Raw genomic sequence first — 25063 nt, 5'->3', positions numbered from 1 at the left:
CAGCTTAATTACGAACTGTTACAACTATATCATACTCATAACGATTTTGAGTAGCAAATGGTCGATTTAGATACAAGAGAATGGTTGCTCACGAATGGCTTGGGAAGTTTTGCCAGTGGTACGGTTTCTGATGTCCGCACTCGCACTTATCATGGTTGGTTATTTGCTGTGACTAATTCGCCTTCTGGACGTACCCTACTGTTTTCGCATCTAGAAGCTAGTTTGGAACTACCAAAGCAAGTTATAGCATTGGGGACAAATTTTTGGGGTAGTGGTCAGATTGATCCGACAGGTTACGAACTGTTACGTCATTTTGATATTAATCCAGTTCCCAAATGGGTTTGGGGCCAAGATGACTGGCAGCTAACTAGGCAGTTGGTAATGCCCAACGGATGGGGAGAGGGGGAGGGGGGACAAGGGGGACGAGGAGGTAATTTTTCTTCCAATGCTCAATGTCCGATGCCCGATGCCCAATGCCAATTGTGTCATCGCCTTTTAATTCAATATCGCTATGAGGGTAGGGATCAGGCAATTTTGAGGTTACGACTGCTGATCAGCGATCGCGATTTTCACAACCAGCAAAAAGCCACTCCACAGTTACAGTTCTCGCAATTGCTAGGACAAAGACAAGTCTGTTTTCAAGGAATCAACTCAGGAGAGTTTGGCACACCTTGGCACTTGCGCTGGACACAAGGCAGTTACCAACCAGATGGATTTTGGTATTGGAATTACCATTTACCAGATGAGACAAGACGAGGATTGAGCGATCGCGAAGACCTCTACAGTCCTGGTTATTTAACAGTTACGCTTGCACCAGGGGATGTAGTTACTCTGGAAGCAAAGGTGGGTTTTCCCGACATTTTACAAAGTTCTCTGACTGACGATACCTTTGGAGAAGTTGTTGAGGCAGAACAAGAACGGCTGTCTTTGGTATTTGGATGGGATGAAAAAGAGATTGGTGATTGGAGATTATGGACTAGGGACTTGATGAATTTGAAAAATTATTCTAGTAACCAATACCCAGTATCCAGTACTCAGTACCCTATTTGGCAGCAATTACTAAAAGCAAGCGATCAGTTTGTCGTTTTGCGAACTTCTAATCGTGAACCTACTTTTATAGCTGGTTATCATTGGTTCAATGATCGGGGACGTGATACCTTGATTGCTTTACCAGGTATAGCGTTGCTGACGCAGCGATTTGGCTTGGCAAAAGCACTTATACAGAGTCTTGGACATTACTGTCGCCACGGTTTGATTCCCAATATGTTTCCTAGTCTGGAAAGTGAACCTGTTTACAATAGTATTGATACGGCTTTGTGGTGGATTGAAAGCTTAGGACTATATTTAGAAGCAACACAAGACTGGTTGTTTCTAGCAGAACAATACTCAGTAGTACAGCAAATTTATAAAGCCTTTATTGGTGGTACACGCTACAACATTCAAGTTGATGCTACCGATGGATTAATTGGTTGGGATGCTCGTGGTGTAGCCTTAACTTGGATGGATGCAGTCGTTGATGGACAACCAGTCACACCCCGTTGTGGTAAGCCAGTAGAAATCAATGCTTTGTGGTACTCAGCTTTATGTTGGGCTTCTCGGTGGGCAGAAATTTTGAGTGAGCAAGAAACTGTCGCCGAAACAAGTCGTTTTGCAAAACAAGCTCGACGTTATAACCAGCAAGCTCAACAAGTCAAAGACTCACTCCAACAGTTCTGGAATTCCCAGCGAGGATACTTATATGACACTATAGAACCGGATGATCGCCGTAATTCTCAGATTCGCCCTAATGCTGTGATTGCTCTTTCCCTTACCCACTGTGCGTTTTCTATTCAACAGGGGCGTCAGATATTACAGGTAGCTACTGAACGTTTACTCACACCCTATGGTCTCCGTACTCTTGATCCAGGTGATCAGGAATATGTTGGCAAATATGTAGGTCATCCACAACAGCGCGATCGCTCTTATCATCAAGGTACTGTTTGGTGCTGGCTCATTGGCCCTTTTATTCGAGCTTGGAAACGTTTTTATGGCACAGAACCGTTACCTTTTGAGTGGGAACCTCTGTTAGAACATTTTCTTACTGACGGCTGTCTTGGCTCAATTTCTGAGATTTTTGATGGTGATGCGCCACACACACCGAGAGGAGCGATCGCTCAAGCTTGGTCAGTTGCTGAGGTACTCCGTCACCTTCGGAATTAAAAATTCAAAATTACGACTGATGAGAATTGAAATCACAACAAAATTTATATTTTATAAATCTACCACCGATGCACATAGATAGATTATTCATTTTTTAGTGGCTCAAGTGTGATTCGAACACACGACCTAGGGCTTATGAGTCCCCCGCTCTAACCTACTGAGCTACTGAGCCAAACTTTTCTCACTGATCTCTAAATATAGCATACTAGTTTTGTAATTGCTAGTCTTACATACCTAGAAATTTTGAAATTTTTTTGTTGCTTATGGGTGAAAATTTGGAAGCCCACACTGTACTTAGTACTCAAAGCCAGTGTGGGTGATTTACTAGCAGATAACCATAAACTATATGCGTTGTTGTGCTGGCAAGAAGGCCATAGGATTGACTGCGCCTTTGCCAGATGGATGGATTTCAAAGTGGCTATGTGGGCCTGTGCTAAAGCCAGTACTACCCATTTCAGCAATCATTTCACCTTGGTTTACTTGTTGACCTACCCGTACCAAAACTTTGCTGTTGTGACCGTAACGAGTCAAACTGCCATCAGTATGGCGGATATCCACAACGTTACCGTAACCACCGTTATTCCAACCAGCTTTTTCTACAATACCACCGGAGGAAGCATAAATCGGTGTACCAGTACCGTTAGCTATGTCAATTCCTTTGTGCATCCGTCCCCAACGCCAACCGTAACCAGAGGTGAGGACTCCTTTAGCTGGCCAGATATAGCCTTTGGCTGTAGGTGTGATTTCTTCAATTGGTTTGGGCAGATATGTATCGACTGCCGCTAATGGTGGTAATTCTGGAGAAACTTGAGTCCCTCGTTTTGCATTAAAAGACTGAGGCACATCTCCACCCACACCAGGTGTTGCTATCTTTTTACTTTGATTGGCAACAAATTCTGGATTAATTGGCTCATTATTCTGTCTATTAGAGCGGAATGAGGCATTACTCGGCTGCACACTGTAGGTTGCTCCCTTTGGTTTCGGAACCGGGATTAACACTGGTAGCGCATTAGCCTTAATGCTTGAGGTAGGTACTACTACGTTGCCAGTAGGTCTGGAAACTTTAATTGGTACAGCAAAATTATTGAGTTGAGCAACTGGAATTTGTACAGCATCATTGTTATTGCTAACTTCCTCTGCCACAGTTGTGCTACCAGACTGTTGAGCGCGGTATTTTGCTCGTAATCTCTCAATTTCCGCTTTTAAGCTGTTTAGACGTGGATTTGTATTTTTGGCATTCTTTGATTTGGTAGTATCTTGTCTTCTAGCCAACTGCATTTCGGTAAAAGCAGTGGGTATGGGACTATCACCACCCATGCCATAAGCATTTTTTGTGGTAGTTGTGTTTGCTGTCGAATCAGTAGAATTGTATTCCGTGTTAACTGTATTGGCTGGAATTTGATTGTTTAAAGGTGATGACTCAATTGCAGAAATGCTGGAATCAGCAATTTCTGAATTAGGTCTTGTATTGGTAAATTTTGAATTATGACTCAATTCAAAAGCACTGGAGTTAATCGCTACTGGTGTTGGGGTGGTAGCTTTGCTTACTTCAGTGGAAGGAATATTGAGCTTTTGATTAATTTGTAGTTGATTGGGATTATTAAGACGATTTGCCTTAACTAATTCTGATATTGATGTACCATGGGCGCGTGCGATCGCTGCTAATGTATCTCCTGGCTTGACTTCATAGCCAGCGCTAGCCGATGGAGTGACTACTTTCGCTGCTGTCACGGTAGGTGTGATTACTGGAGTGGTAGCTGTTGGTGTGACAGCCGTTGTAGTGGTATTCAGCGTATTTTTTTGCTGCTTCAATCTAGACACAAGGCTAGCTTGGCTTACATCACTTTTCGTTTGGGACTGTAGTGTAAAAGTGTTGCTTGTGTCTTGTGAAAATGGCTTAGTAACTGCTGTCGTTGATTGAGCTTGATTTAAAGCAACCTTGGGTAATTGTGTAGTTCCCTCAGACCTTATTTGTGCCAGACTGGCTCTTAAGCGATCTGATTTTTCCTGTAAGCGGTAGAGTGCAAATTCTTGCTGTGCTTTCAGTTGGGCATTTACTTCACTGCTAATTGCATTATTTTCTACCACTGTTTGTGGTTGAGCAGCAAAGGATAAGGATGTGGTTTGATTTTGGATTACTCCATAACCATTAGATAATGTTCCAACAGTGTCAAGTTGCTTTGTGGCTGTTTGTGTATTGTTTTTGGCACTAGGAATATGCAGACTGTTTGCGTTGGTTGGTACTGCAACTGGCGTATGAGATGGCACAGATATTCCATTTGTGACAACCTGCCATTTTACTCCCAGCCCAGGCACCTGTGAAATTGCTGTTGGTTCAACTAAAACAGGATTTTCAGGCTGGCTCACCAATGATCCGGTTTCGGATTTGAAATTATTTGTACGAGCAATTTTCAATTCTGTATTGGCCGCAGCAGGAAGAGTTGAGGCTGTATTTTGATTGCCTACTGGTTCTGCTGCTAGGGCTTGATCGCTTTGTCGAGTCACCAAAAGGCTAGTCGCTCCCATTGAGATTGCCAAGCCAATCATGGCGGCTTTTGTTGGCACTAGACGGTGAATACGTGAATTAATTGGGTTCTGCTGTTCCACCGATACTTCCTCACTTTGGGTGTTTTCTAACACAGCCTTCTCTCTCTTTTTTAATGCTCGTTTCAAAGACGACCTCCTATGAACACTAGCGCTTAACTGACCTCGACATTAGAGTCGGGTACTAGTCAATGATTTAGATCACATCAAACAACATATCAGGATCACACTGAACAGAGATACTTAGGCAAGATTAACTTGCTTCTTCAATTTAGACAAGTTTACATTTTTTAAATTTAGTAAAAAATTTATTTTTTGTTTGCTTGTCTGGTCACTGTTCATAACTTACAACGTCTTGGTCTTTATAGTTGTCTCAAAACTTACTGTCAGGACTGCTTGGAAGAGCAAATTAGCGCTTATAGATATTTTTCAAGAATATTCAAAGGTTTTTCGCTCAATCCGTCATCCCAACATGAGACTGTAAGTTGATTATTCCCCAAAACACAACCGTATCAACTCATAAGCATGTTTACGCTCCTTTACCCTCCTACAACCAATGAATGGTTTACAAAGTTGCTCAAATGGTTAATCTGACATAGTTTCGTAATTTTTGTTCCTTCAGATCAAAAAAAACTAGTTCATAAAAATCTATCGTTCGATTCACCAATTCTGTCTTTTGCCATATACAAATTTCTTATAAGTGATTATAGAGCTTTCTAAGTATTATTATCTAGAGTTTATGATTATTTTACTTGCTAAGTATAATATTTTACTGTTTATTTAACTAAACTACAGAAGAATTTTATCTATATATCTACTAGATACATTAAGTAAGTCGGCGCTAATATTTCTAGCTATGTTAAGAAATTTCAATGTAGGGTGTGTTGTCGCGCAGCGCACGCACCATCAAGAATTCAAGGTGTGCCAACGGTAATAAAGCGAGAGGAAGATCCACGCCGCTTTTTGCGTCCCCTACAGCCTATTTATATTTCTTCATATACATAGAATTTTTCTCGCCGACTTACTTAAGAGCTGATTAACTTGAAAGTATATTCACTTAAAGTGTAAATTTATATACTCCTTGTATTCTGTGATTCATTCTAAATAACCCAACTGGCGATGTGCTTCAAACAAGCCCACAGCAACACTCACAGAAAGATTTAAACTGCGAACTTGAGATTGACTCATGGGAATGTAGAGAGTGGAATCACACATCTCAATCACTTCTGATGCTAAACCTGTAGTTTCACTACCAAACAGCAGCCAGTCATCTGCTTGAAATTGAAATTTGGCATAGTTATAATTACCGCGCACACTGAATCCTAGCCATCTTCCTCCCCTTAGCTGATGTAAGGTTTTCAAGACTTCTAAAGACTCATGATAATGCAGCTTGACATGTGGCCAGTAGTCTAAACCGGCTCTTTTAAGATAGCGATCGCTAATTTCAAATCCTAAAGGCCCAACCAAGTGTAGTTCTGTACCTGTGGCAGCACAAGTACGAGCAATATTACCTGTATTCGGCGGTATAAGAGGATTAACTAGAACTACCTGAGGCATTTTTTCCCATCTTCACAGTATCTTTAAAAGGTAAAGTATAAAAATTTTCAAATCTATCTGTTGATATAGGCTTCTTATAGCTTTTGTTAATAAATATCAACCTATCACAATTGATTAGAAATTTAAAACAAAACAAAGAAATCCCTCAGAATTTTCTCTGAGAGTGGTTAAAATATTATTTTTCTAGAAGATGATTTTTTATACCCGAAGATAGATGATTACATCTCTGGAGAGTTTATCAATTTCCTAGAGATTAGGGGTGGGGTGTCAACCCCCTCTTAGCGACTGTGGGTTTTTTCCGACAAGTCTTGTCTTGGAGGGGGATAAAGGGGACAAGGGAAGGGAGAGAAAACAATTCAAAATTCCCTACGGGGAACACCAAGGGCGTACAAATTTCAAAATTAAGAATAATTTTGGCTTATCAAGCCAAAATCTAAAATCCAAAATCTAAAATCAATGGCTTTTTACGCCATTGAGGAGACGCATAATTTACCTTCTAGTTCTGCTTCACGTTCTCGTGTCGCGCCGATAGCTTGAATAATTGTGGCTTTAGTGCTAAAACCAACAGCATGAAGTTGCAACCACTGTTGAGCTTCATTTCCTTCCCGGAGAATTTTCTGTAAAGGTGAAAGGAAGCAACTGAAGCCATGTTGTTTAGCTAGTGGCCACACTTGCTCATAAAGTTCAGCAAGCCAATTTCTAGCGGTGATAGTTCTGCCATCTTGCCAATGTAGCAGTTGGGCATCAAGACTAGAAGTAGCTGCTGCTATTTCATTGGTAGCAGTTAAAGAGATAAGTTCCTCTGGCGAGAAAGTACTTTGAGTTAAAGGATCAAGATGGGGATTTTCGATTAGTTGTAACAGACGTGCTTCTAGCAAAGCAGTAATCGCTAATAAGGAAATCGGATCTGTCACTAAATCGCAAATTCGCAATTCTAGCCGATTTAAATCATAAGGACGGCGATCGCCATTTGGTCGTACCGATACCCACAAATGACGAACATTTTGCATTGTTCCGGCTGCTAGTTGCTGTTCTACCCACTGAATATGATCGGTATGACTACTAAATAACGGTACATGGGCGGGTGTTTGTGGGAATACGCCCCAACGAGTGGAATGATAGCCAGTCGCTTTGCCATCTAAGAAAGGAGAAGAAGCACTCAAGGCTAAAAATAATGGTGCTTCTAGCCGAATCAACCGACAAGCACGCATAAGTAGTTCTGGGTCATCGATGCCGATATTAATATGAACACTAGCGGTAACTACTTTTGTGCCGTAGGTTTGCTCGATATAAGTATGATAAGGATTTATCGGGTCAGAACGAAAGAAGCGATCGCTACTACCCAAAGACAAAGTGCTACCTGGGATGAGAGTATAATTGCCCAATTGCTGGAGATAATCTCGCAGCCTCAGCCGAGGACGTAAGATGGCGCACAGTAATTGATCATAATTATGGTTGGGTGCAGTAATATACTCTACATTCCTGCTATCTGGCTCCCGCACGTATCCATCCAAAGACGCAGTGATCTTGTCAGAGAGACCGACGATTTCACCACTAGGCGTGCCAGTGTACATCTCTATCTCAAAGCCTTTTAATAGCACCTTAATCCTTCTCCTCGGCTCTCCTTACTTCTAAATTGTATCCAAAGAGACGATTTTCTGCATTGTACTTTGGGGAGAGTTGGGGATTGGGGGAAAGGGGATCGCCTACATGAAAATTTTGTATTCGGCGGCTTCAGCCCTTAAAATAGCGATGAAAGAGGACTAAAGTCCTCACTACTAGCTTTATATAAAGAAAAGCTTTACTAATCTTAATAATGACTGTAAATATCCAGCAGCTACCGACAACAGCCAGTTTTGAAAAACACTTTTGGACTTGGCAAGGCTATAAAATTCAATACACCGTCGTGGGAACAGGTAAACCCTTAGTTTTAGTTCACGGTTTTGGTGCTTGTATTGGCCATTGGCGAAAAAATATCCCCGTTTTAGCCGATGCTGGTTATCAAGTATTTGCTCTTGATTTATTGGGATTTGGTGGTTCTGAGAAAGCAGCCATTGATTACACAGTGGAAGTGTGGGTGGAACTACTTAAAGACTTTTGGACAAGCCATATTAACGAACCAGCCGTATTTATTGGTAATTCCATCGGCGCACTTTTAAGTTTGATGGTATTAGCTGAACATCCAGAAATTGTTGCGGGTGGGGTATTGATTAACTCTGCGGGGGGTTTGAGTCATCGTCCCCACGAATTGAACCCACCACTAAGAGTTGTGATGTCTGCTTTTAATAAACTGGTTGGTCATCCGATTACGGGGACATTTGTATTTAACCGCATTCGCCAAAAACATCAAATTCGCCGTACTCTCTACCAAGTATATCGCGATCGCCAAGCCGTTACTGATGACTTGGTAGATATGCTTTATACGCCATCGTGTGATCCAGGAGCGCAAAAAGTTTTTGCATCCATCCTTACCGCGCCTCCTGGGCCCAGACCTGAAGAACTATTGCCGAAAGTCGAACATCCTCTGCTGGTCATTTGGGGTGCTGATGATCCTTGGACACCGATCACTGGTGCTAAGATTTACGAACAAGCGCGAGAGAATGGTCAAAATATCAAAATTGTCCCCATTCCTGGCGCTGGCCATTGTCCCCATGATGAAGTACCGGATGTGGTGAATTCACAGATTGTGGAGTGGTTAAACGATTGTGTGTGATCCGACTATCGCGCCCTAAATTACTAGCTCATAGCAAAAACCCACTTGAATCAGTCTACTTTTAGTAGACTTAGATTATGAGCCGCGCAGTTTACTTGCGGGCGAGTTAATTGTTTAGTCTGAGAATATTTCTCGAACTCACGTTAATGTAAAACACCAGTAGAAGAAACTTCTCTGGTGAAAAATCAAGTAAAAAGTAAATATTTTCTATGCTTAAATAGTATAAATATTTAAGCATTATTATTGTATATATCCAGTAATTATCTTAGAATTTCAAAGTTAGAAATTCTGCTGTAACCTCAACCTTGGCAAATTTGAAATCAGTTTTATATTCTTCAAATTCTAATTTCGTAACACCACCACATACTTTCTCTATCTCCTCATCTGTTAAGTCTTCAAAGAGTTTAAATTCATGGGTAAACTCTTGTGTGCTTTGAACATGCTTTTTTGGCTTTGTAAGTCGCATATTTGTTTCTCCAACTCAATTTAACTTCTAACTAATAATTCTCTAAAATCAGTATTTTTGAAATTGATATACGACTTTCATGCAATCATAAACTATTAAATTTCTCAGATAATAACGATAATATAAATTAATGAAGATCCTGACACTAATAGTTGCTAGATGATTGGCATGAAAATGGCGGAAATAGAAAGATTTGCTTGTATGGATTCGTATTCACTAGTAAGATTATTGGCTAACTACCTGTACGTATTGTGTCCTGATCTATAAATCAGTAGCTAACCTGGCTGTTCTCAGCATAAATTGCAGTGCTGTCTCTTCTCTAGAAATAATGTCGGCTTTTACCTGCATCCCTGATTGGATATGACACTGGCGCTCACCATTTCCAAATGTGAGACTTTGGGGGCGAATAGTTGCTGCAAAGTAGCTAACAGCAGAAGTTGTAGATCCTGATTTTGCCACATCTATATTGTTGCTTGTAGGTGTAATTGTGTCTGGAGAAACAACTTCAACAACTCCTTTGAGAGTTCCATAATCAGGATAAGGACAAGCATCTATTCGCAATTGTACTTTTTGACCAACTGCAACATTTTTGATCTCCTGAGTCGGAATGATTGCTTTAATAACAACAGGAGCATGATTAGGAGCAATTTCAGCGATCGCTTCGCTAACTCTTAGCACTTGACCAGGGTTTCGCAAATTGAACTTGAGGATGATACCATCACTAGTTGCTCGTACAATAGTATCTTGCAGTTGATTGGCTACTTGCTGGAGTTCTTTTTGAAATTGTCCGAGTTGGTTTTCTATTTCAACTCGACGCTGAATTAAGGCTTGTTTTTCTTTTTTTAAAGAAGCGATAGTTGCTTTTCCTCTTGCAGTTTCTTGGGTAATGCGCTCTTGAGCGATCGCCACTGTAGCAGTGCTAGGATTAACAGCAGCTTTAGCTGATTGCATTTGAGCTTGGGCGATATCAACAGCTTTTTCTTCAGCTTTAAGTATGGCTTGAGTTTGCTTCACAACTAGCTTTTTCTGCTCAAATTCCCGGTTTCCAATTGCACCAATTTGTGCTAGGTGTTGATAGCGATCGCGATCCATCTCTGCAAAACTTAAATCAGCTTGAGCTTTTTGCAAGTTTGCTTGAGCTTTTTGCAAATTTGCTTGAGCTACAAGTAATTCGCTATTGGTGGTAATTTGTCGCTGTTGATATTCCCGTTGATTGCGTTGCAAATCTGTTTTAGCAGAAGCTACTGTCCGTTCTGCTACTATTGCTTCAGCCAGAATTTGGGAATCTAAAGCTTTAATCTGAGCATTAATTTGGATTATTTGCAATTTATCCTGTTGGATATTACCTTGCAGTTGGTTATTTTTGATTTGTAATTGTTTATCTTCAAGATAAGCGATCGCCTCTCCCTGTTTAACTAATTGATTTTCTGTAACCAAAATACTTTTAACAATCCCTTCAATTTTTGATTGCACTAACCGAATTTCTCCTGTAGGACGCACAACAGCAGTAGCTTTTACCGTCACATTGTATTTAATCCATGAACATAGACTAATGGTAGCGACAATACTCCCGACAAGAAAAATTCCTGCTAAGGATGTCCAGCGATTAACAGGCGGAAGAAACTCTTCACTTGGCGTTGATGTCAGAACTTTTTGATTATGAGTGTAGAGCATAATTACGCGAATAAGTATGAATAATTAAGGATTTAAAAATTTCAAATGTTCTCCAGATTGACAGCGTAATTGCGCTAAATAACCTTGAGTTTTTAACTTCCCTTGATCTAGCACTACAATCCAGTCAGCACGATTAATTACCTGGGGACGGTGGGTAATCAAAATCGTGGTTTTACCATGACGATGCTTGAGTAAGTGATCTAGAACTTGCGCTTCGCTGACTGGATCGAGTCCGCTAGTTGATTCATCCAAAATTAACACTGGTGGGTCTGTAACAATGGCTCTTGCTATTGCTAGGCGTTGGCGTTGTCCACCAGAAATATTTGCGCCAAACTCACCTAAAACAGTTTGATATTTATGAGGAAATTTACTAATAAAATCATCTGCTTCTGTTATTTGGCAAGCTCTCACAATCTGCTCAAATGTAAGTTCCGGCGCTCCTAAACGAAAGTTTTCAATAATAGAACGACTCCAAAATTGAGCGTCTTGGGGAACTAAAACTACCTGTTGACGCAGACAATCCAAACTCAGGTCTTCTAGGTTATAAATTCCAAGGCGGATATTACCAGAGTTGAGTGGATATAAACCCGCCATGATTTTAGCTAGAGTGCTTTTACCACAACCAGATTTACCAATAATGGCGATAACTTTACCACCAGGAATCGTTAAAGAAAATTTGTCTAGTAGTTCAATTTGACCAGGGTAATGAAAGCTAACATTACTACAAATCAGGTTAGCATCTTCAGAAATTGTCGCAAACTGCTTTTTCTCATCATCTTGATTTTCTGGAGTAGTATCTATAACTTCTGCAAGGCGTTGTGTGGCGATTTTTGTTTTAGTCAATTCATCTATAAAAATAATACCAGTAGTAATTAAGCTGACGAAATTACTATTCATCGAGTTAAATGCAAGTAGTTGCCCAATACTGAGGTTTTCATCTGAATTAATCACTAAATTTCCACCAAACCAAAGTAAAGCAATACTACCAACACCAGAAACTAAGGTAGAGAATATATGATTGTTGATACTAATCTGCATTGTGCCTAATGTCAGAACAGAAATTTGCCCAAATCGGCTTTGTAATTCTTCCCAAAATTGCGGTGATGCTGTAGTAGTTTTGAGAATAAGCGCACTTTTAAAGGTTTCGACTAAAACACCTTGAGCTTCGGCTTCTGTAACTAAAATATCACGAGTTTTTTGCTGTAGAGTGGGCTGGAAGATAACTGTAGATATGACCATTAGTATAGAAACTATAAGAGCTAGTATCGTCAGTTTCCAGCTATAATAAGCCATTATTATCAAAGAAATTATCCCAATAAAAAATTTACTAGGCAGACTAACAACAATTTGAGAAACTAGTTGATTAATCTGGTTAATATCTTGTAGGCGACTGACTATTTCTCCACTCCGACGAGTTTCATAATACGAGAGTGGTAATTGTAGAATTTGACGCCCAAATTCTAAAACTAGACCCAATTGCAGACCTTGGGCGAAGTGAGCAATTAAGTTAGACTGTACCCAACATAGACTACTAGAAATAACATTCATGAATACCACAGCGATCGCCATGGTAGTGAGGAGTTTTGTATCACCTCGAACTAGCACATCATCAGTGAGAATTTGTAACAGAAAAGGAGAAGCTAAAGATAGCAATCCCAAAATAAGATTAAGGGGTAAGGCTTGAATCAGAATCGTCCGAAAATTCCAGATGCGCTTGAAGAAACGCCAAAAACCACCGATGCGATCGCTCTGTTGAGCATAAAACCTGATTGGATCTGGCTGTAGTAAAAGCATTAACCAGTCTGTCCAACCCTCTGCTAAATCTTGTGGAGACAGATACCGCAGTCCTACAGCAGGATCAGCAATTACACATTTTTTGCCTTTTTTACCATATAAAACTACCCAATGATGACCTTGCCAATGAATAATTGCTGGTAGGGGTGCTTTATTGATTCGGTTTAAAATTTCTGGTGAAGTTTTAACAGGACGAGCATTAAAACCAAGTCTTTCAGCGCCTCGTTTTAGCCCCAACAAAGTTGTTCCAAATTGTCCAGTACCTACGACTTCACGAATGTGGTTGAGAGTAAAATTACGTCCGTAAAATTTTGTAATTGAAGCAAGACAAGCGGCGCCACAATCTTCTTTGTTATGTTGTAAGACGTGAGCATATTTCATAAACTTAAAATGCTTATTTAAAGTTACTTTATAAATAATGCAAATTTAATTTATTTATATGAGAATCTAGATTTTGATATCAAATAAATCTATGATGTATATTTTTAAATTTAATTGTTCAGTAAATTGTTTACATCTACAAATTATCTGGTATCTGTTATTTGTCAAGACTATATGCAACCAGAGTACAGAGTCGCATCAAAGAAAAATTAAGGAGACGTTTCCCCTGATGTCACTGGGAAATAGGAAGAACTAGAATAATCTCTAACTTTTGGCTACCGGGCTTCTCCAACCTTTGAACGGTGTTAAGCATTTTTAACTAGTGCAATTTAGTAAATGAGCATTATTGCTAAATACTAGAAAACACAGGAAAAATATGCCGGACGAAACTTTAAGAAAAGACATACCGGAAGTTGATCCGACTGAGATTGAAGATACTAGAGTTGCGATCGCAGACGAACACAGATCGTTTCTGGAAAAAGTCATGGTCAGAGGTGGACTAGCTGATCCTTATGATGCTAGAGATTTGACTGAAGTTGTGTTTCGCGTCATGCGTGACTTAATGACCACAGAAGCGGCCGATCATGTCGAAGCGGAATTACATGAACCAGCCTACACTACAGAAGAGAAAGAACTCCAAAAGCTAGAAGTAGCCGAACTCTGGCGAGATACCAATCCTATCGTGGGCTTTTTGAGCCGGGTACGTCCACCTTGGCAAGGCCCTGGTATTTTCAAAATCGATAGCGATCGCTTCCTATTCCGAGTCGCTAACGAAGGAGGATTACCACGCACAGCTGATCGTGAGCAAGTCGTAAAAGCTGTATTCTCTGCTACCAAAGAAGAACTTTCCCAAGAGCGAATTCAAGAAATTGCCAGCTGGCTTCCCGGTCACGTGCGCGAACTTTGGGAACAAGCGTAGTACTAATCAGTTATCAGTTATCAGTTATCAAATTAAACTGTTAACTGGTAACTGTTAACTGATTTCCCGTGAATCAAACAGTACGATTGTTCTATTCTGTGCAAGTCAACGCTAGTATTATTAAGGACTGTTTCATGCTGCCCCTATTTATTAGCCTGTTGATATGTCAGAAACTCAGTTTGCTGCGTCCCTAAATGGACACCTTCCCCATCCCAACCCCAACAGCTTGAATACAATTAGAATTCGCGGTGCTAGGCAGCATAACCTGAAAAATATTGATTTAGAATTACCACGCGATCGCCTGATTGTTTTTACGGGTGTCTCTGGTTCTGGTAAGTCTTCTTTGGCATTCGATACTATTTTTGCGGAAGGACAGCGCCGCTATGTAGAATCTCTGAGTGCATACGCGCGACAATTTTTAGGTCAGATGGATAAGCCGGATGTGGAGTCAATTGAAGGGTTGAGTCCGGCGATTTCCATTGATCAAAAATCGACTTCTCATAACCCCCGTTCGACAGTGGGAACGGTGACGGAGATTTACGACTATCTACGGTTATTATTTGGACGGGCGGGAGAACCCCATTGTCCAATTTGCGATCGCTGTATTGCTCCCCAAACTATCGATGAGATGGTGGATCGGATTATGGATTTGAGCGATCGCACCCGCTTTCAAATTCTCGCACCTGTGGTACGGGGTAAAAAAGGCACTCATAAAAAGCTGTTATCTAGTCTCGCTTCCCAAGGTTTTGTCCGTGTGCGTATCGATGGGGAAGTGCGGGAACTTTCAGACGCGATTGAGTTAGATAAAAATTTTACACATACTATTGAAGTTGTCATCGACCGCTTAGTGAAAAAAGACGGTATTCAAGAGCGTTTGGTCGATTCCCTTAGTACTTGCTTAAAATTATCCGAAGGTATAGCAGTACTTCTTTTTACTCTGGCTTCTGACAGCACTCAAGAAACAAATGACGAAGAACTAGTTTTTTCCGAAAACTTTGCTTGTCCAGAACACGGTGCGGTGATGGAGGAGTTATCGCCGCGTTTGTTCTCGTTTAACTCGCCCTACGGTGCTTGTCCTAATTGTCACGGACTTGGCACTTTAAAAACATTTGCGCCGGAGTTGGTAGTACCTGATCCGGAAGCGCCTGTATATGCTGCGATCGCTCCTTGGTCAGAAAAGGATAATTCTTATTATTTAGAGTTGTTGTATGGTTTGAGTCAAGCTTACGGGTTCGAGTTGCAGACACACTGGCAAAAGTTGAATGAAGAACAACAGCAGATAATTTTATATGGGGAAGAAACCGCACAGGCTCACAAAAAACAAATTTTTAGAGGTGTAATTCCCATATTGCAGCGTCAATATGAGGGAGGTACGGAGTTAGTTAAGCAAAAATTAGAACAATATCTAATTGATCAACCCTGTGCTGTATGTCAGGGAAAGCGTTTGAAACCGGAAGCTTTGGCGGTGCGGTTGGGACAGTACCGAGTTTTGGATTTGACTGGGGTGTCAATTCGTGAGTGTCAACAGAGAGTAGATCAATTAAAGTTGAGCGATCGCCAAATGCAGATTGCTGATTTGGTGTTGCGAGAAATTCGGGCGAGATTGCAATTTTTGTTGGATGTGGGGTTGGATTATTTAACTTTAGATCGTCCGGCGATGACGCTTTCGGGTGGAGAAGCGCAACGTATTCGTTTGGCAACTCAGATTGGTTCTGGATTGACGGGTGTATTATACGTTTTAGATGAACCAAGTATTGGTTTGCATCAACGCGATAATGGTAGATTATTGCAGACTTTAACGAAGTTGCGCGATTTGGGGAATACGTTAATTGTCGTTGAGCATGACGAAGACACGATCCGGGCTGCTGATCATATAGTTGATATTGGGCCGGGTGCAGGTATTCACGGCGGTAATATTATTGCTGAAGGTGATTTACAAGTTTTATTAACAGCAGAAAATTCGCTGACGGGTGCGTATTTGTCGGGAAGGCGAGTGATTCAAACTCCTGCAACTCGAAGAGAAGGAAATGGGATAAGTTTAGTTATTAAAAATGCTCGTCGTAACAACCTGAGAAATATAGATGTCGAGATTCCACTGGGTAAACTTGTTGCTGTTACGGGTGTTTCTGGTTCTGGAAAATCTACTTTAATTAATGAATTACTTTATCCAGCATTGCAACATCACCTTTTTCGTAAAGTTCCTTTACCGAAAGAAATCGATGGAATTAAGGGATTGAGTGCAATTGATAAAGCGATCGTCATTGATCAATCACCCATCGGTAGAACACCCCGTTCTAACCCGGCGACTTACACAGGTATTTTTGATGTCATTCGCGACACCTTTTCAGCTACCATTGAAGCAAAAGCCAGGGGTTACAAACCGGGACAATTTTCTTTCAATGTTAAAGGTGGACGTTGTGAAGCTTGTAGTGGACAAGGTGTGAATGTCATTGAAATGAATTTTCTCCCGGATGTGTATGTGCAGTGCGAAGTCTGCAAAGGTGCAAGATACAACCGCGAAACCTTGCAAGTCAAATACAAAGACAAATCTATTGCTGATGTTTTGAAGATGACGGTTGAAGAAGCTTTGGAGTTTTTCCAAAATATTCCCAAAGCTGTGAATCGCTTGCAAACTTTAGTAGATGTTGGGTTGGGTTACATTCAACTCGGACAACCTGCGACTACTTTATCTGGTGGAGAAGCACAGCGAGTGAAGTTAGCAACAGAATTATCACGTCGCGCTACAGGAAAAACTCTTTATTTAATCGACGAACCAACCACAGGTTTATCTTTTTACGATGTCCATAAGTTATTAGATGTGTTGCAAAGATTAGTAGATAAAGGTAATTCGATTTTGGTGATTGAACACAACTTAGATGTGATTCGTTGTGCTGATTGGGTGATCGATTTGGGTCCAGAAGGTGGTGATCAAGGTGGAGAAATCATAGCTCAGGGTACGCCAGAAGAAGTAGCAGAGAATCCCAAGTCATATACTGGACAGTATTTGAAGCATGTGTTGCAGCAGTATCCGCCAGTAGCTTTGACGAATTAGATAAGTAGGTAGTAGGTAGCAACTGTCTTGAAAGTCAAGCGATCGCCTGCTTCACTAAATCACTGGCTACAATTAAAGTCTTGATACTAGCTCAAACAGCTGCAAGGAAGACGAAAGTTGCTACAGACTGCGCGAAACACGGAAACGTCAACACAGAAGTTGCTGCAAGGGAGACGGAAGTTGCTACAGACTGCGCGAAACACGGAAACGTCAACACAGAAGTTGCTGCAAGGAAGACAAAAGTTGCTACAGGGAAGGTAAACAATGATCGCCTGTTTTCAGAAGTGCATTGTTTGATTTTTGTAAGCGATCGCTGATACCACAATTCAGATAAGACCACAATCCTTTATAGAGACGCGCCAATAGCGCTATAGCGCATGGCTTTGCTAAGGCGCATCTTCTAAGAAACTTCTTGTGCTAAAAATCCTTAAATGAACCGTATTGCTCTATAATTGACCCATCATATTTGAAACATAAAACTTCAAGTTTTGAATCCCAATTCCCAATCCCCTTGAACAAACGGCTATAATTCCTACAAAGTCTTTATTTTTCTGCTTTGTCACCTCATGGACATGACAAAAATATCTGATGAAGGACAAGTGATTATTCCTGAAATATTACGAAAGGCTTATGGTTGGGAAGTTGGTCAGGAACTAATCATCATTGAGATGGGTGATGGAATTCTTCTCAAGCCAAAGAAATCTTTTCCTGCAACTACTTTGGATGACGTTGCAGGATGTTTGAAATATCAAGGTACAGCAAAAACGATTGAAGATATGGATAATGCTATCCGCCAAGGTGTAGAGGAATCATGGCATGGTCGCAGTTGATACTAATATTATTGTCAGGCTGTTGACCCAAGATGATAAATTACAGTACCAACAGAGTTTAGAAATTTTTCAGAATCATGATGTTTTTATACCAGATACGGTGATTCTTGAAACTGAATGGGTACTAAGGTTTGCCTATAAGTTTAAAACAGAAGAAATATGTACAGCGTTGCGTAAGCTTTTTGAGACAAGCAAGGGGCGATCGCTGATTTCACCTCTGCCATCAAAATTAATCCCAACTTAGCCCAAGCCTACTACAACCGGGGTAATGTCCGCTACGGATTAGGAGACAAGCAAGGGGCGATCGCTGATTACAACTCTGCTCTCAAAATTAATCCCAACTTAGCCCAAGCCTACTACAACCGGGGTATAGTCCGCAGTGAATTGGGAGACAAGCAAGGGGCTATAGCTGATTTCAACACTGCCATCAAAATTAATCCTAAATTATGGGCTGCCATTAACAACATAGGTTTAATCAAATACGAACAGGGTGATGTGGAAGCAGCAATCAAGCAATGGCAAGAAGCAGTAAGTATTGATAACAAAGCTGTAGAACCTTTATTAGCATTAGCAGTTGCACTACATACCAAAGGTGAAAAACAACAAGCAATTACTCAAGCAAAACAGGCACTTGCTATTGATAAACAATACGCTGATTTAGCTTTTCTCAAGAAAAACTTATGGGGCGATCGCCTGCTTGCTGATACGAAAAAGTTACTAGCCACATCTGAGATGCAAGAGTTTTTAGCTCAGAAAAATTAAAGAGGTAGTGCGATCGCATTTGAAACGAGAAACTTCAAGTTGAGAACTTGAAACTCCAAACAAGATCCCCGACTTTTATCAAAAGTCGGGGATCTGGGTGCGATCGCTTGTTCAAATTCTCTATAATTGTGCGATCGCATTCCCACCCATCAAAAAGCGATCGCACTAGGTATTAAAACTATTTTAAGTTCGTAGTAAGGACTTTAGTCCTTATTTTGAGGACTAAAGTCCTCACTACCAACAAAAACATGAAACTTCAAGTTTTGAATCTCAATCTCCAATCCGCTTGAACAAATGGCTATAATCCTACTAAATCTTGATTTTCGAGAAGCATAGTGTTGAAAATAAGTGTTGAAGAAGCAGCCGTTAACTTAAAAACTCTCTTAGAGCAAGTAGCTAAGGGAGAAGAAGTAATTTTGCTGGAGCAAAACAAAGTTGTAGCTCGTTTGGTTCCTCCACAACAAAAGGAACAGCGTTTAGCAAGTATGAAACAATTTCGAGATGCACTTACAGTCACAGGAGAATCTTTGAGTGCAACTGTAGTTAATGCACGTCAAGAGGAACGCCATTGATTTATCTGGATACAAGTGTTCTTGCTGCTTTATACTGGGCGGAAGCATTGAGCGATATAGTTGAAGAACTCGTACTGGTAGAATCAGAGCTTGGTTTAAGTCAGTTAGTTGAAGTTGAACTTTTTTCTGCGCTGTCGCGTCGGGTGAGAATGCGAGAAATATCCCAAGAGGACGCAATAGCTATAGTACAGAGGTTTCAAGCAGACTTAGATAGTAATTTTTATACTTGTATTGCGGTAGAGCGTATTCACTATAACTTAGCGCGTGAGTGGATTAGTCGGTTTGAAACACCATTGCGTACACTTGATGCTTTGCATTTAGCTATTGCATCACAAAATAACATTCGGTTGGTAACAGCTGATGAAGCTTTGGCTGCGAGTGCTGGAGTTTTGGGAGTTGAGTTTCAATTATTACGGTGATTTCTTGTTCTGATCTAAGCTTGGCTATCATCGCACTCTCATCGAATAAAAAAAGCGATCGCAGGGGAATTCCCCCCGCAACCTTACTTTTATTTCATTTTTTCTAATGTTTGGACTATAACTTTAGCGTCTTTGCCAAAAAAACTTTCCTTTTCACCATTACTCCAAATGATGACGCAGGCAAATTGCCAAGCCATGTTATAGTGTACCTTCCGAAAACAAACTTTACGAGCGTAAGCTAAATTTACAAAGCCTCTAGTAGGTGTTTGGCAAAAAATTGGTTGTGTCATTGCTACAATTTTAAATATCAAAACGATGAACGATTGTTTTGGGATAGAGAGGCGCTTGAGGTTGTTAGTCTGGAGCGCCTTCTCTATATTTTTTATATTACACTAAAAATTTTTAGTACGCAAGCTAAAAATTAATAGTTATGCATAAGAATTATCTGTATTGAGTGCGATCATTTGTTCAGGTTCTCTATGATTGAGCATCATGTTTAAAACTTCCGAGATTAAAATGAGACAATTCAGGTTTGAAACATAAAACTCCAAGGTTGAAACAAGAAACTTCGACGTTGAAACAAGAAACTTCGAGCTTGAAACAAGAAACTCCGAGCTTGAAACGAGAAACTCCAAGGTTGAAACGAGAAACTCCAAGGTTGAAACAAGAAACTCCGAGCTTGAAACATAAAACTCCAAGGTTGAAACGAGAAACTTCAAGTTCTGATACCAATTCTCCAAAATCAAGCAAGATATCCAAACCCGAAAAATCAAGCTGCATCTGAGTTTCTTAATTGCGTAGCTTGCTTCTCGTGCTTTTGGCGCGAGTATTGCGAATTGGTATTACTTTTTGACTAAATCACACAGCAGCAATTGACAAAGAGCTAGAATGAAATTGTTAGTGGCTGTAGCAACTTAGTGACCAAAAAGACATAAACAAATGATGTAATTAGTGTAGAGATGAGTTTAGCTGACAAGCTTGCTAAATGAATATTTGATACTATTCAAACTTCTCTCGCTCAATAAAGTTCATTTATGTTTAGGTAATTATTACATAGTTGCAAAACAGAGAAGCTTTGCTACAACCTAGACAGAAGATAACTGACAAATTCATTGTCATTCATATTTTTATCCCAAAAATCATGTGATTAAGGCGAAAAAGCACGAGTAAAAAGATCGTGCAGTAAGTATTTCAGCCTAAATCCAGCTTTTTCGTTTTTCTGTTCTCTGATACTCTTTATCAGTCCATAACAGAGAAACCATAAGAAAATTCGCAAGGTTAAGTAGAAAAATAAACTTATGTTTCCCCGATTAGTTGATAAAAATACTTCAGTAATTTTGAAACGATTACAGCAGCATCTAGCCAAAAGCACAAAACTTTCTATAGGCTATCCTGCTAATCTCGACTTTGATTACGCTCTATTGCTGCCATTCTTTCAATATTATCTTAATAATGTAGGTGATCCATTTGTCGAGGGCAACTTTGCTCTTCATTCTAAAGAATTTGAACGACAATCTATTAAATGGTTTGCCCAACTTTATGAGTTAGAAGAATACTGGGGATATCTCACCAGTGGTGGTACAGAAGGCAATCTCTACGGTATATTCTTGGGTAGAGAACTCAACCCTGATGCAATTCTTTATTCTTCTAATGATACTCACTATTCAGTTGCCAAGGCAGCACGTTTATTAAAAATACCTCATGTTGTGATTTGTTCACAGTTTAATGGGGAAATTAACTATGAACATTTAGAATATGAGCTATCACAGCGAAAACATCAAAGTGCCATCATCAATATCAATTTAGGCACTACCATGAAAGGAGCAGTAGATAATATCGAGCGAATTATTGAGATAGTAGAAAAGGTAGGAGTTCGCTATTACATCCACTGTGATGGCGCACTGGGGGGAATGTTAATTCCTTTTATCAGGGGGGCGCCAAAAATTAGTTTTCGGGACTATCCGATTGGAAGTATCTCTGTCAGCGGCCATAAGTTTATTGGTTCTCCGATCACTTATGGAATTGTTCTCACCCGTCAACCTTATGTCAACAAAATTGAGACAAGTGTTGAATATATTGGTAGTCAAGATACAACTATTTTGGGTTCACGTAGCGGCATCGCTGCTTTACTTTTGTGGTATGCTATCCAAACCAGAAGTCAGCACTTCCGAAAAGAAGTTGCTAGCTGTTTGGAAAATGCACGGTATCTGCGCGATCGCCTCCAAGAAAAAAATTACCATCCTTTACTTAATGATTTTTCAATCACAGTGGTTTTTGACAAGCCTGAAATCGAACTGTGCCGCAAATGGCAATTAGCCACAGAGGAAAATTTTGCCCACGTCGTCGTTATGCAGCACATTTCTACCCAAAAGATTGACCTGTTTATACAAAATTTATTAGTTAACAAGGAGATAGAGAACGAAAAATTCTTAACAGGTAACAGGAAAACAATGTGTGTGATTAATTGTGTCTAAGTATTTAAATCCCAACCTGAGTTAACGTGATTTACAAAATCTTTGTGCAATATCCTTCTTGATTGGACTACAGAACCGATGCAGTTAGCAATTTTAATTTTTGAATGTTGTATTGCAGTATGGGTGAGTCAACTGTGCATTGTCTAAATTAGCACTACCGCCATCTGCTCTTCTTTGGATGTGATCTATCGAAATAGAGTGACTGTGGAGATAACCACCACATATTTTGCATCGTGGAACTTTGGGTAAAGCATCTCTGATAAAAGCTGCCGTTTTTGTCTCTCCGGAAAACTTTTTACCTTCGGAATCACTTGTATTAGCTTTAGTTTTTGCTTTTAATGTACCGAATTTTTTCTCTGCTATTATTTCCTTAATGACATTTTTCCTATCTACACCATTCAATAATTTGTGAATTATTTCTAAGTAAAAATCTTTGACTTTTTGATTTGCTTCTACAGCCTTACTTTTCCTGACAATTTCAGGAATCATATCATCCTGCCAAATAACCCATTCAAAATCTTTCCTTACTTGTGTGAATTTAGAAAAATATTTAGTTCTGTCTAAATGCAATATTAAGCTAACTACACCGTAAAAAGAGCCAATTTTAGACTTACCCAAGCTAGTATAGAAATATACTATTGGATGAAGACCAAGAGAAGAAGGATCATTGGAGTTTATTCTCCGTGCTAACTTGAGACAATTTTTCAGCAATTGTATCGTTTTTTCTCCTATAAAATCTTCTCCCAATTCTTTATCTTCTTCTATACCATTAACGAGATTTACAAACTCTAAAATAAGTTCAAGTTTTTCTGAAGATGATAAATTTCCTACTATTGGAACGTCTAGAGTTTTGATAGGATTTTTTAATTTTGGTTCAAAAATAAGTTGATGTATTTCTTGAGCTATTTTTTCGACTTCATCCTGCTTGTCTTGGGAGAAATTTGACCAATATTTATGACCGCTACCACTTCTCATGATTGCACGAGCTGCAATACCATTAGGCGTTTTCCGAGCTTCTAACAAACGTATCTCGGTTTCACCTATTGGTGTAGCTTTTTGGTTTATCTTGAAAAAAGAGGCTTCTGCCTTGGCTGCATCGCCTTCAAGCCACTGAAGTTGGACACCTAAAGCACCCAAATTTCTTGCTCTCTCAAGCATTTTTGGATCTATCTGTCCTTGCTTCTGTGTTAATGATTGATAATCTTTGTAAGAACCGATTTTTGATTTAATTAGTTTTCTTGTCTCTTGAGCAGCATTTTTCAGTTCTTCTGTGATGTCTCCATCATAAAATTCTTTAGAAAATTTGCCGTCACCATAGTCATCATTTATCCAGGCTATTAGAGAACTAAGGCGATGTGAGCCATCGATGACAAAATAATAACTACTAGAACTTCTCCAAAGAATAACTGCTGGTATCAAATCCCCATCTAAAAAACTTTCTATAAACTCGCATATTTTCCCAACATCCCACTCATTCGTTTCTCTTTGAAAGTCAGGTTTGCGTAAAAATGGATAGAAAAAAGAGCTTTGTTCTAAATCACGAACCGAGATCATAGGAACATTTCTTCCTATGTTTTGACTTTGTTGTCCTTGAACTTCAAATGCTTCTCTAGGTATTAGTGCATCTAGACTAACTTTTGGACTATCTTTTGGCATGATCCCTACTTTGCTGAACTTTTGAAATTAAAATATAAATTTGGTGTTAGGAACGCGAGATACTTGTAGGTAGAGCAAAAATAATCTCACGCTTTTAGCTTCTTGAATGCATGAATACTCTAGTCAATTAGAAAACAGAAGCCCACTAATGAATGATTATAACTGATAATTGCTTGATATAAGACTTCAACTAGCTTCTAAAATCGCCGCTAGCAAAAAAATGAAAGAAACAGATTTTTCTGGAAATTCCAAAACCCTTACTATATCAAGGTTTTAAATTATACTGCTGAAGAGATCATGATCTAAATGGCTATTGTTAGCTTCTTTGTTCTTGCTTGCGTTCCAGTGCTTGTTTGATTGTTACCAGAGGAAGAAAGAGTGACAGAGGCCTATCCTGGAATTCTAAGAAGCCTAATTCTTTTTTATAATATTCTTTTATTTGTTCATTTTTTGCGTCAATTCTAATTGCATATACTCCTGTTTTTTGAGAAATCTCAATTGCATATTCAAAAGCATGTCTTAAAAGTCTCTTTCCAATCCCTCTTCCTTGCATTGATTGCTCTACTGCTATCCTACCAATCAGTAAAGCCGGAGTTTCCTTTGGAAAGTTTCCTCTTAGCTCGTCAGGTATAGCCTGCGTTGAAATTGTACTGGCGCTGGAAGTGTAGTAGCCAACTATAACTTGGCTTTCTTTGGAAACAGCTACAAATATCTTTGCTACCCCATTTCTGTCGTTGATCAATGCGTATTTTTTTAGGTAGTCGTTTAAATCGGAATTACCACAATCAAATGAAATTTTCTTGAGACTACTACGACTAATATCGAGAGAATCTAGGGAGCAGATATCCAAATCCACGAGAATGTATACTCCAGTACATATATTGCCGTACTGAAGTATAAGTCTAATCAAATAATGAAAGCAAACCCTCAGAAGGTTCCGGAGGATTTTTCATGACTGAAATGAAATACTTGCTGTCACGCTTAGATAACAATAATTTGTTGTCTGAGAATTGATGTACCTCTATTGGCGAATTAGCTACCTTAAAATTTG

At 39.7% G+C, this 25063-nt stretch carries 22 protein-coding genes and 1 tRNA gene; 11 read left to right on the top strand and 12 right to left on the bottom strand.

The genetic code is table 11. The features are described 5' to 3' along the window. The first annotated feature begins 57 nt into the window (after nt 1-57). Complete coding sequence (locus tag ACE1AT_RS04485; RefSeq protein ID WP_374866100.1) at nt 58-2199, top strand: amylo-alpha-1,6-glucosidase; 2142 nt, start codon at nt 58-60, stop codon at nt 2197-2199. 98 nt (nt 2200-2297) lie between these two features. Here ACE1AT_RS04485 and ACE1AT_RS04480 read toward each other — a convergent pair. From ACE1AT_RS04480 to gshA, 4 genes are all read right to left on the bottom strand, one after another. After that, nucleotides 2298-2371, bottom strand: a tRNA-Met gene (locus ACE1AT_RS04480). A 170-nt stretch (nt 2372-2541) separates the two neighbouring features. After that, the gene (locus ACE1AT_RS04475; protein WP_374866099.1) at nt 2542-4872 is read right to left on the bottom strand and encodes a peptidoglycan DD-metalloendopeptidase family protein; all 2331 of its coding nucleotides are present in this window, start codon (nt 4870-4872) and stop codon (nt 2542-2544) included. 966 nt (nt 4873-5838) lie between these two features. After that, a complete protein-coding gene (locus tag ACE1AT_RS04470; RefSeq protein ID WP_374866098.1) occupies nt 5839-6300 on the bottom strand; it encodes a tRNA (cytidine(34)-2'-O)-methyltransferase in 462 nt (153 codons plus the stop codon). Nucleotides 6301-6764: 464 nt separating this feature from the next. Then, nucleotides 6765-7901: a glutamate--cysteine ligase gene (gshA, locus tag ACE1AT_RS04465; protein ID WP_374866097.1), complete on the bottom strand. Its 1137-nt coding sequence runs from the start codon at nt 7899-7901 to the stop codon at nt 6765-6767. Nucleotides 7902-8116: 215 nt separating this feature from the next. Here gshA and ACE1AT_RS04460 point away from each other — a divergent pair, with 215 nt between their 5' ends. Next, on the top strand, nt 8117-9013 hold the full coding sequence (locus ACE1AT_RS04460) for an alpha/beta fold hydrolase (protein WP_374866096.1): 897 nt from the start codon (nt 8117-8119) through the stop codon (nt 9011-9013). A 265-nt stretch (nt 9014-9278) separates the two neighbouring features. On the opposite strand, the gene ACE1AT_RS04455 is transcribed toward ACE1AT_RS04460, so the two are convergent. From ACE1AT_RS04455 to ACE1AT_RS04445, 3 genes are all read right to left on the bottom strand, one after another. Then, complete coding sequence (locus tag ACE1AT_RS04455; protein ID WP_374866095.1) at nt 9279-9479, bottom strand: hypothetical protein; 201 nt, start codon at nt 9477-9479, stop codon at nt 9279-9281. A gap of 261 nt (nt 9480-9740) precedes the next feature. Then, nucleotides 9741-11153, bottom strand: a complete 1413-nt coding sequence (locus tag ACE1AT_RS04450) for an HlyD family efflux transporter periplasmic adaptor subunit (RefSeq protein WP_374866094.1) — start codon at nt 11151-11153, stop codon at nt 9741-9743. A 24-nt stretch (nt 11154-11177) separates the two neighbouring features. After that, nucleotides 11178-13328 carry a peptidase domain-containing ABC transporter gene (locus ACE1AT_RS04445; protein WP_374866093.1) on the bottom strand — a complete coding sequence of 717 codons (2151 nt, stop codon included), beginning with the start codon at nt 13326-13328 and terminating at the stop codon, nt 11178-11180. Nucleotides 13329-13704: 376 nt separating this feature from the next. Here ACE1AT_RS04445 and ACE1AT_RS04440 point away from each other — a divergent pair, with 376 nt between their 5' ends. From ACE1AT_RS04440 to ACE1AT_RS04415, 6 genes are all read left to right on the top strand, one after another. Next, on the top strand, nt 13705-14247 hold the full coding sequence (locus tag ACE1AT_RS04440) for a DUF2267 domain-containing protein (RefSeq protein ID WP_374866092.1): 543 nt from the start codon (nt 13705-13707) through the stop codon (nt 14245-14247). Between the two features lie 163 nt (nt 14248-14410). Beyond that, nucleotides 14411-17299 (top strand): excinuclease ABC subunit UvrA, encoded by a 2889-nt coding sequence (gene uvrA / locus ACE1AT_RS04435; RefSeq protein WP_374866091.1) that lies wholly within the window; start codon nt 14411-14413, stop codon nt 17297-17299. An 80-nt stretch (nt 17300-17379) separates the two neighbouring features. After that, nucleotides 17380-17616, top strand: a complete 237-nt coding sequence (locus tag ACE1AT_RS04430) for a hypothetical protein (protein WP_374866090.1) — start codon at nt 17380-17382, stop codon at nt 17614-17616. A 249-nt stretch (nt 17617-17865) separates the two neighbouring features. Then, on the top strand, nt 17866-18129 hold the full coding sequence (locus ACE1AT_RS04425; protein ID WP_374866089.1) for an AbrB/MazE/SpoVT family DNA-binding domain-containing protein: 264 nt from the start codon (nt 17866-17868) through the stop codon (nt 18127-18129). After that, nucleotides 18116-18373 carry a PIN domain-containing protein gene (locus tag ACE1AT_RS04420; RefSeq protein WP_374866088.1) on the top strand — a complete coding sequence of 86 codons (258 nt, stop codon included), beginning with the start codon at nt 18116-18118 and terminating at the stop codon, nt 18371-18373. The genes ACE1AT_RS04425 and ACE1AT_RS04420 overlap by 14 nt, the downstream gene beginning before the upstream one ends. Then, on the top strand, nt 18331-18891 hold the full coding sequence (locus ACE1AT_RS04415) for a tetratricopeptide repeat protein (RefSeq protein ID WP_374866130.1): 561 nt from the start codon (nt 18331-18333) through the stop codon (nt 18889-18891). The genes ACE1AT_RS04420 and ACE1AT_RS04415 overlap by 43 nt, the downstream gene beginning before the upstream one ends. Here the strand turns inward: ACE1AT_RS04415 and ACE1AT_RS04410 are convergent. Beyond that, nucleotides 18888-19031 carry a hypothetical protein gene (locus ACE1AT_RS04410; RefSeq protein ID WP_374866087.1) on the bottom strand — a complete coding sequence of 48 codons (144 nt, stop codon included), beginning with the start codon at nt 19029-19031 and terminating at the stop codon, nt 18888-18890. The two genes, ACE1AT_RS04415 and ACE1AT_RS04410, sit on opposite strands and share 4 nt — an antisense overlap. A gap of 198 nt (nt 19032-19229) precedes the next feature. Between ACE1AT_RS04410 and ACE1AT_RS04405 the strand changes: the two genes are divergently transcribed. After that, nucleotides 19230-19463: a type II toxin-antitoxin system Phd/YefM family antitoxin gene (locus ACE1AT_RS04405; RefSeq protein ID WP_374866086.1), complete on the top strand. Its 234-nt coding sequence runs from the start codon at nt 19230-19232 to the stop codon at nt 19461-19463. After that, nucleotides 19460-19882: a type II toxin-antitoxin system VapC family toxin gene (locus ACE1AT_RS04400; protein ID WP_374866085.1), complete on the top strand. Its 423-nt coding sequence runs from the start codon at nt 19460-19462 to the stop codon at nt 19880-19882. Before ACE1AT_RS04405 ends, ACE1AT_RS04400 begins: the two co-directional genes overlap by 4 nt. A gap of 89 nt (nt 19883-19971) precedes the next feature. On the opposite strand, the gene ACE1AT_RS04395 is transcribed toward ACE1AT_RS04400, so the two are convergent. Next, on the bottom strand, nt 19972-20172 hold the full coding sequence (locus tag ACE1AT_RS04395) for a hypothetical protein (RefSeq protein ID WP_374866084.1): 201 nt from the start codon (nt 20170-20172) through the stop codon (nt 19972-19974). A gap of 187 nt (nt 20173-20359) precedes the next feature. Then, on the bottom strand, nt 20360-20662 hold the full coding sequence (locus ACE1AT_RS04390; protein WP_374866083.1) for a hypothetical protein: 303 nt from the start codon (nt 20660-20662) through the stop codon (nt 20360-20362). A gap of 518 nt (nt 20663-21180) precedes the next feature. On the opposite strand from ACE1AT_RS04390, the gene ACE1AT_RS04385 reads away from it, so the two are divergent. Then, nucleotides 21181-22356 carry a histidine decarboxylase gene (locus tag ACE1AT_RS04385; RefSeq protein WP_374866082.1) on the top strand — a complete coding sequence of 392 codons (1176 nt, stop codon included), beginning with the start codon at nt 21181-21183 and terminating at the stop codon, nt 22354-22356. Between the two features lie 93 nt (nt 22357-22449). On the opposite strand, the gene ACE1AT_RS04380 is transcribed toward ACE1AT_RS04385, so the two are convergent. Continuing rightward, the gene (locus tag ACE1AT_RS04380) at nt 22450-24012 is read right to left on the bottom strand and encodes an HNH endonuclease family protein (RefSeq protein WP_374866081.1); all 1563 of its coding nucleotides are present in this window, start codon (nt 24010-24012) and stop codon (nt 22450-22452) included. Between the two features lie 316 nt (nt 24013-24328). Next, entirely contained in the window at nt 24329-24868 is a 540-nt protein-coding gene (locus ACE1AT_RS04375) for a GNAT family N-acetyltransferase (protein ID WP_374866080.1), read from the bottom strand. Nucleotides 24869-25063 lie beyond the last annotated feature (195 nt).

Source organism: Pelatocladus sp. BLCC-F211 (assembly GCF_041928655.1).
In the GTDB taxonomy this organism is placed as follows: domain Bacteria; phylum Cyanobacteriota; class Cyanobacteriia; order Cyanobacteriales; family Nostocaceae; genus Pelatocladus.
This window is presented reverse-complemented; position numbering and strand designations above follow the sequence as displayed.